8 protein-coding genes are annotated in these 7374 nt (G+C 57.3%); all 8 read left to right on the top strand.

What is annotated here, in order from left to right:
- Window positions 1-544 precede the first annotated feature (544 nt).
- The 8 genes from CJ255_RS12705 to nuoF all read left to right on the top strand — a co-directional run bounded on the left by CJ255_RS12705 (window position 545) and on the right by nuoF (window position 7192).
- Window positions 545-781, top strand: a complete 237-nt coding sequence (locus CJ255_RS12705) for a DUF4160 domain-containing protein (RefSeq protein ID WP_097644476.1) — start codon at window positions 545-547, stop codon at window positions 779-781.
- Window positions 762-1094, top strand: coding sequence for a DUF2442 domain-containing protein (locus CJ255_RS12700; RefSeq protein ID WP_097644475.1), 333 nt, complete (start codon window positions 762-764; stop codon window positions 1092-1094). The genes CJ255_RS12705 and CJ255_RS12700 overlap by 20 nt, the downstream gene beginning before the upstream one ends.
- A 978-nt stretch (window positions 1095-2072) precedes the next feature.
- Window positions 2073-2429, top strand: a complete 357-nt coding sequence (locus CJ255_RS12695; protein WP_097644474.1) for an NADH-quinone oxidoreductase subunit A — start codon at window positions 2073-2075, stop codon at window positions 2427-2429.
- Window positions 2420-2956, top strand: coding sequence for an NADH-quinone oxidoreductase subunit B (locus tag CJ255_RS12690; protein WP_097644473.1), 537 nt, complete (start codon window positions 2420-2422; stop codon window positions 2954-2956). The genes CJ255_RS12695 and CJ255_RS12690 overlap by 10 nt, the downstream gene beginning before the upstream one ends.
- 18 nt (window positions 2957-2974) lie before the next feature.
- Window positions 2975-3493, top strand: coding sequence for an NADH-quinone oxidoreductase subunit C (locus CJ255_RS12685; RefSeq protein WP_097644472.1), 519 nt, complete (start codon window positions 2975-2977; stop codon window positions 3491-3493).
- Window positions 3494-3528: 35 nt separating this feature from the next.
- Window positions 3529-4758, top strand: a complete 1230-nt coding sequence (gene nuoD, locus CJ255_RS12680; protein WP_097644471.1) for an NADH dehydrogenase (quinone) subunit D — start codon at window positions 3529-3531, stop codon at window positions 4756-4758.
- A gap of 344 nt (window positions 4759-5102) precedes the next feature.
- Window positions 5103-5696 carry a complex I 24 kDa subunit family protein gene (locus tag CJ255_RS12675; protein ID WP_097644470.1) on the top strand — a complete coding sequence of 198 codons (594 nt, stop codon included), beginning with the start codon at window positions 5103-5105 and terminating at the stop codon, window positions 5694-5696.
- Between the two features lie 236 nt (window positions 5697-5932).
- Complete coding sequence (nuoF, locus tag CJ255_RS12670) at window positions 5933-7192, top strand: NADH-quinone oxidoreductase subunit NuoF (protein WP_097644469.1); 1260 nt, start codon at window positions 5933-5935, stop codon at window positions 7190-7192.
- Window positions 7193-7374: the final 182 nt, after the last annotated feature.

Below are 7374 nucleotides of genomic sequence, written 5' to 3'. Positions count from 1 at the left end.
TCGACAAGCTCAGCCAGCGGAGGGGCAGCGCACTCACGCTGTTTCTCTCCGTGCCACTGGCCTGCGGGCCATGAGGTACTCAGAGTGACAAAGTAATGGGGTACGCAACAAAATCTGCTTCCCCAACAGCGCTCCTTTTGCGCTATTGCCATTAAACCTTGTAAGCGCCCGCCCAACATGGGTCGCAGCGGACGCCGCTGGCGCGTCCCGTGAGTTGGCGGTTTTTTATCACGCCGTCTCGTGCCGTCGCTCACCTCGATCTATGAAAGCAGCCAGCGGTGCCGCTGAAGCCCAGCTTTGGGCGGCAGCGTTCCGGCACATATCGTGGCGGCATCACGTCTCCGAATCGCGGGCTGTACCGTGTGGTGGCGATCTTCCCGATGATCCGAAGCACGCAAAAACATGGATAGCCCCCCATCCATCCGACGCCCCGATACACACCGATCCGTCATCGAAATGGCTCTGCGTGTATCGTAGGTTTGACAGCTTCGTGCTTCCCTTGTATCGTGGATGCACTATCGCGCTGTCTGGACGTGAGGAGGCCATGCCCACCATTTTGCGTATCGGCCCCTATCGCTTCTTCTTCTACTCGGCGGACTGTAGTGAGCCTGCCCATGTGCATATAGAACGGGACTCCCAGATTGCCAAATTCTGGCTCACGCCCGTTCGGCTGGCCGAGAGTGGTGGCTTCAGTCGCCGTGAATTGACCCGGATGCAGCGCCTTGTCGAGGAACACCACGCGACACTCTTGGGAGGATGGGATGAGCATTGTAACCCGTGATGTCCCCATTGCACGTGCCCAACAGGTCACGATTTCCGAGGATGCGCTCACGGTTGATTTACAGGACGGGCGCACGATCATCGTGCCGCTGACGTGGTATCCACGCTTAGTCAACGGTACCCCCCAAGAACGGCAGCATTGGCGGTTGATGGGGGACGGCGTTGGCATTCACTGGCCGGATCTGGATGAAGACATTAAGGTCGAACACCTGCTGAGCGGAAAAGCGTCCAATGAGAGCCAGACATCCCTCCAGCGCTGGTTGGCGCAACGAACCACGCCACCGTTGCTGGAACCACCGACGCCACCTTACTGATCGGCGTCATAGAAGAACGGCGTTATAATAGTAGAATATCCGTTCATTCGTTGCCAAGAAGGGGCTGGTCGGTTTGATGTACGGGGTGATCGGCGCGATCGTCAGCCCTGCGGCGGCTTCGCTTTTGGCGCGCTGGTAGTAGGTCTGCCCCATCGATGAAGGGGCCGCTGCGTCGTGCGAACGCCTTGCGCACTGCTTTAACTATTGGCTATCGCATGTGAGAAGCCAGATGCAGAGATCTGCCAATGGGCCAGAAGTTGACGCGGTAGATCACATGGGTGTCCGCGCCGGTCATCTGGTGCAAGACATGCCCACTGGCATCGTAGCCTGCGAAGTTGCGCCCCACAACACAACGCCCCCCGTCGGCCAGGGCCAACGGGGGGCGTTGTGTTGTGGGGCTTTCAGCTATACAGTTTTTGGGAAGCTTTGAATGCGGTGTTAAGAATTTTCTCATGCAACGCGACCCAACGACCTGCTAGGTGGGCGCCGTGCAGCCACCATGCGTAGCCCCAAAGACCCAACGGCGCACACCTGGCAGGTCTGAAGGGGTGTCCAACGGCCCATGAGACCTCGCAGGTGCGGCGCGATGGGATCGTTGACGCCCTCATGGTGGCTGCACGCGCCCCACCTGCCAGGTCTGGGGCGTTGCAGCAACAAACACATTTCTTGTTGGCCCATAAAGGCCCGCATGCGGGCCGAAGGCCCGCGCACCCAGCATGTTGTTTCCCTCCCCCCCTCTTTCCAACCCTTTGCACATTGCTTTGCCTTGCTTTGTGTCCGTTGACACAAGTATAATCGCGGGTATAATTCCTGATATAAGCTATAACGGTGTTAAGGGATGGTTCGTAGCCTCCTTGCAGTTTGCGAGGACGCGATGACGTGAGGGTGCGGAGCCCTCGCTTCTTCGCCTCACGCATCCACGTAAGAATGGTACCATGGCTCTGAAGCCTTTCCGCATGCACCCTCTGGAGCGTATCTATGCTCGCTGCCTACGTGCCCATTCTGATTCTCTTTGGCATCGCGGTCTTCATTGCCGTCTTTGTGATCACTGTTTCGGCTATGCTCGGCCCCCAGCGCGGCACGCCCCGTAAGCTGGCGCCCTATGAGTCGGGCATGGAGCCGATTGGGGCCGCGATCCGGCGCATCCCGGTGAAGTTCTATGTCGTGGCGATGCTCTTCATCATCTTCGATATTGAGGTCATCTTCTTCTATCCCTACGCCCTCGTCTTCCGCGAACTGGGGGTGCCCGGCCTGATCGCCATGGGCGTCTTTTTCATGGTGCTGGTGGTGGGCTTTGTCTATGAATGGAAGAAAGGGGCACTGAAATGGGAATAGAAGAGAAAGCAGCCGATCTGGGGGTGGTGACTACCTCGCTTGAGCATGTGGTCAATTGGGGCCGTACCAATGCGATGTGGCCGCTGCTCTTTGGTTTGGCTTGCTGCGCGATTGAGATGATGGGTGCCCAGAGTGCTAACTATGATCTTTCGCGCTTTGGGATGGAGATCAACCGCGCTTCGCCCCGTCAAGCTGATCTCATGATTGTGGCCGGGCGGGTTAGCCGCAAGATGGCTCCGGTGGTGCGCCGCCTCTATGATCAGATGAGCGATCCCAAGTGGGTGATTGCGATGGGCGATTGCGCCGCCTGTGGTGGTATCTTTAATAATTATGCCATTGTCCAAGGTGTAGACGAGGTGGTGCCTGTGGATGTCTATGTCGCTGGGTGCCCCCCTAGGCCCGAGGCGCTGATTGATGGCATTATGATGCTCCACGCTAAGGTGCAGCGCGAAAAGATTAGTGGTGTCAAGGAAGCGCCGATTACGTTGCAGCATGCGTTGTTGCAGGTGGATGTGGCGAAGAAGTAGGTAGCAATAGGTGGGCCTATGGATAACCAGACTCTGCTTAAACATCTGCGCGACCGCTTTGGTGACGCGATCTTAGCGACCGATGAGGCTCACGGCGAACTGCGTGTCAACCTGCGCCGCGAAGCTTATGTGGCGGTGGCCCAGTGGCTGCGTGATGATCCCGCGTTGCGCTATACCTTCCTTGAGAATCTCTGTGCCGTAGATTATCTGGGGCGTACCCCCCGCTTTGAGGTGGTAGTACACCTGGTGAGTATGCAGCATATCCATCGCGTCTGCCTCAAGCTTGGTCTGCCTGAAGCCGATCCCACGCTGGATTCGCTTACTCCGATCTTTCCTACGGCAAACTATCAAGAGCGTGAAGCTTTCGATCTGATGGGCATTCGCTTCACGGGCCATCCTTCATTGACCCGCATTCTGTTGCCTGATGATTGGGTGGGCCATCCGCAACGGAAGGATCATCCTTTGGTTGAAGAGGAGATCGCCTTTACCTTCAACCAAGATCGCATCTATGCCCAGAAGCCCTTTGCTAAAGAGTAGGGCCATGCGCCTTGCCTGGAATTGAGATTGCGCCTATGACCATCCAAATCCCGACGCCCCAAGAGATCATGGCTCCCGCCCTCGCAGGGGCCAGTGAGACGATGGTGCTCAATATGGGGCCCCATCACCCTAGTACCCACGGGGTGCTGCGGGTTGTGGTTGAGCTTGATGGCGAATTGGTTGTCAACCTTGCGCCTGATGTTGGGTTCCTGCATACCGGCATCGAGAAGACGATGGAGAGCAAGACCTACCAGAAGGCGGTGGTCTTGACCGACCGCATGGATTATCTTGCGCCACTCTCCAATAATCTCTGTTATGCCTTGGCCGTTGAGCAGTTGATGGGCGTCGAGATTCCTGAACGGGCTCAGGTCATTCGTGTGCTGCTGGTAGAATTGCAACGCATCTCGTCCCATTTGGTCTGGCTGGGTACCCACGCGCTCGACCTCGCGGCTATGAGTGTTTTCCTCTATGCTATGCGCGAGCGCGAACAGATCCTCGACATCTTCGAGTTGGTCTCTGGGGCGCGCATGATGACCAGTTACATCCGCATTGGGGGCGTGGCCTACGAGTTGCCCGCCGATTTTTTGCCCACGGTGGATGCGCTGCTCCAGGTTATGCCTGACTGCATTGATGAGTATGAGGCGTTGCTTACTGGCAACCCCCTGTGGCTTGAGCGTACCGTTGATGTTGGCGTGGTGAATGCGGAAGATGCGGTGGCCCTGGGGCTCAGTGGCGCAAATCTGCGTGCCACCGGCGTACCCTACGATGTGCGCAAGGCGTTGCCCTACTGCGGCTACGAGACCTACGATTTCCGCATTCCTGTTGGCAAGAAGGGCGATAACTACGACCGCTATCGCGTGCGCATGGCCGAGATGCGCGAGAGCGTGAGGATTGCCCGTCAAGCCTGGGAGCGTCTGTGCGCTATGCCGCCCGGCGACTTCATGACCCACGACCGCAAAGTGGCACCGCCGCCCAAGCAGGAGATTACCCATAGCATGGAGGCGCTGATCCACCACTTTAAGCTCTGGACGGAAGGCTTTAAGCCGCCGGTGGGTGATAGCTATGTGAGCATCGAGAGTCCTCGTGGCGTCTTGGGCTGCTATGTGGTTAGCGACGGCAGCCCCAAACCTTGGCGTGTCCACTTCCGTGGCCCTTCGTTTATCAATCTGCAAGCCCTCACCCACATGGCCAAAGGTCGCCTCATGGCCGACCTCGTCGCCCTTGTGGCTAGCCTCGATCCGGTGTTGGGGGAGGTAGACCGGTAGAGGAACAGAGGAACGGAAGAACGGAAGAACCGAGGAACGGAAGAACAGAGGAACGAAAGAACAGAGGAACAGAATTTGCCTTCCGTTCATGTGTGGATAATCTGGTAATATTTGTTCTGCTGTTCTTTGTTCTGCTGTTCTTTGTTCTGCTATTCTTAGTCCTGCTATTCTGCTCCCCCCCTGTTCTTTGTTCTGCTGTTCCCCTGTTCCCCTGTTCCCCTGTTCCCCTGTTCCCCTGTTCCCCTGTTCCCCTGTTCCCCTGTTCCCCTGTTCCCCTGTTCCCCTGTTCCCCTGTTCCCCTGTTCTGCTGTTCTCCTCCCCCCTCCCTGTAATCACAAAACCATATGCTCCTCCAAACCCATCAAGCTGAAATCGAAACCATCATTGGGCGTTACCCCAGTAAGCGTAGCGCGGTGCTGCCGTTGCTCTACTTGGCCCAGGATACCTATGGGTACCTGAGCCCAGAAGCGATCCGTGAGGTGGCCGAGATTCTTGAATTGCCGCCTACCCAGGTCTTTGAGGTGGTCGGCTTCTATACGCTCTTCTATGATCGCCCGGTGGGGACATGGGTGATCCAGGTGTGCGACGATGTGCCCTGTTGTTATGTGGGGGCTGAAGAGTTGATCGCGGCGCTCAAGGCTACGCTGGGCATCAGTGAGGAGCAGACGACCGCTGATGGTATGTTTACCCTGCAACGGGTCAAGTGTCTGGCCTCGTGCGACCGTGCGCCCGTGGTGCAGGCGAATCTCGACTATATTTACGATGTGCATGCCGAGCGGGCTGAGGAGTTGCTGAACAACCTGCGTGCCCGTGCCGCCGAAGCAAAACAGCGTGGCGTCTCGGGGCGCTTTGCTGAAGACTATCTGCTTGGGCCCCAAGGGATTGTCCACATCCCCCGCGATGCCCCTTACCAGCAGGAGCGAGGAGAGAGGAAATAGAAAATTGGTGTTAGGGATGGGGTTTCAGGCCACTTTATAGTTTGGCCTCCGACGGAGTGCCGACTTTAGTCGGCTGAGGTCGCCGACAACCCCCGGATGCCGACTAAAGTCGGCACTCCAACTGTAAAGCTGAAAGGCTGTTTCTGAAACCTTCCCTAACAAATAGGTTTGCGACATCTAAAGACTGTAAGCCAGTACACCTATACTTTCCTACTTTCCTACTAGAAAGTACACCCATGCCCCTCAGCGAATATATCATCATGCGCGAACTGAACCACCCCGACATCAACCAATTTGCCGTCTATCGGCGGGTTGGGGGCTGGGAGACCTACGCGGCTGCGTTGCGCGAGCAGACGCCCGCTGCGCTTGTGCAGCAGGTGAAGGATTCTGGTCTGCGTGGGCGTGGCGGCGCGGGCTTTCCTACGGGGGTGAAGTGGGGCTTCTTGCCCAAAGGGGTCTATCCGCGCTACCTGCTCTGCAATTGTGATGAGTCGGAGCCGGGGACGTTCAATAACCACCAGATTATTGATCGCAATCCCCATCAGGTGATTGAGGGGGTTGCCCTCTCGGCCTATGCAATTGAGTGCCATACCGCCTACATCTACATGCGAGGCGAGTTTGCCTCCGCTGCGCTGCTGTTGGAACAGGCAATTGCAGAGGCTTATGCAGCGGGCTTTTTGGGTAAAAACATTCTAGGGACGGGCTACGATCTTGACATCTATATCCATCGTGGAGCCGGTGCCTATATCTGTGGTGAAGAGACGGCCCTAATGGAATCGCTGGAGGGCAAATTGGGCCAACCGAGGCTCAAGCCGCCCTTCCCGGCGGTGGAAGGGCTCTATGGCAAGCCGACGATCATCAACAATGTCGAAACGCTCGCCAATGTGCCGCGCATCATCGAGAAGGGCGTGGCGTGGTACCGCTCGCACGGCACCGAGAAGAGTCCGGGCACCAAATGCTTCTCCATTTCAGGCCATGTCAATCGTCCTGGCAACTATGAACTGCCCTTCGGGGTGCCCTTGCGCGAATTGATCGAAAGCCCTGAGTATGCAGGTGGCATGCGCGGCGGGCGCCCGGTGAAGATTATTATCCCTGGGGGTGCCTCGGCCCCTTGGCTCACCGCCAAGCATCTCGACACGCCTTTGGACTATGAGGGGGTTGCGGCGGCTGGTTCGATGCTTGGTTCAGGCGCGGTGATTGTGCTGGACGACAGCGTAAAAGCCCCCCATGTTGCCTATAAAATGGACGAATTCTTCAAGCATGAGAGTTGTGGCAAATGTACGCCCTGCCGCGAAGGCACCCACTGGCTCGTCAAGGTGCTGCACCGCATGGCGGAAGAGGGCCACGGCGAAGCCAACGACATCCCCACCCTGCACAGCATCTACCGCCAAATGGAGGGCAACTGCTTCTGCCTCTTGGGCGAGAGCGCCGTCATGCCGATCAAGAGCGCCCTGGAACTCTTCCCCGAAGAGTTTGAAGCGATTGTCAAGGGCTAGAGGAGGGAGCGATGCATACTGCCCTGCGCTGGGTCATCGCTGACCTAGAAGCCCTTCCCGATAACGGCAATCGCTACGAACTAATTGATGTCATAGTTTCTTGTTGCGTTGTTGCGGCGAAGCCGCAACAACGCAACTAAGAAACATTTTTCGGGGGAGGCGCAGCCTCCCCCAAACCCCCG

Origin of the sequence: Candidatus Viridilinea mediisalina, assembly GCF_002532535.1 — a bacterium.
GTDB lineage: Bacteria > Chloroflexota > Chloroflexia > Chloroflexales > Chloroflexaceae > Viridilinea > Viridilinea mediisalina.
This window is presented reverse-complemented; position numbering and strand designations above follow the sequence as displayed.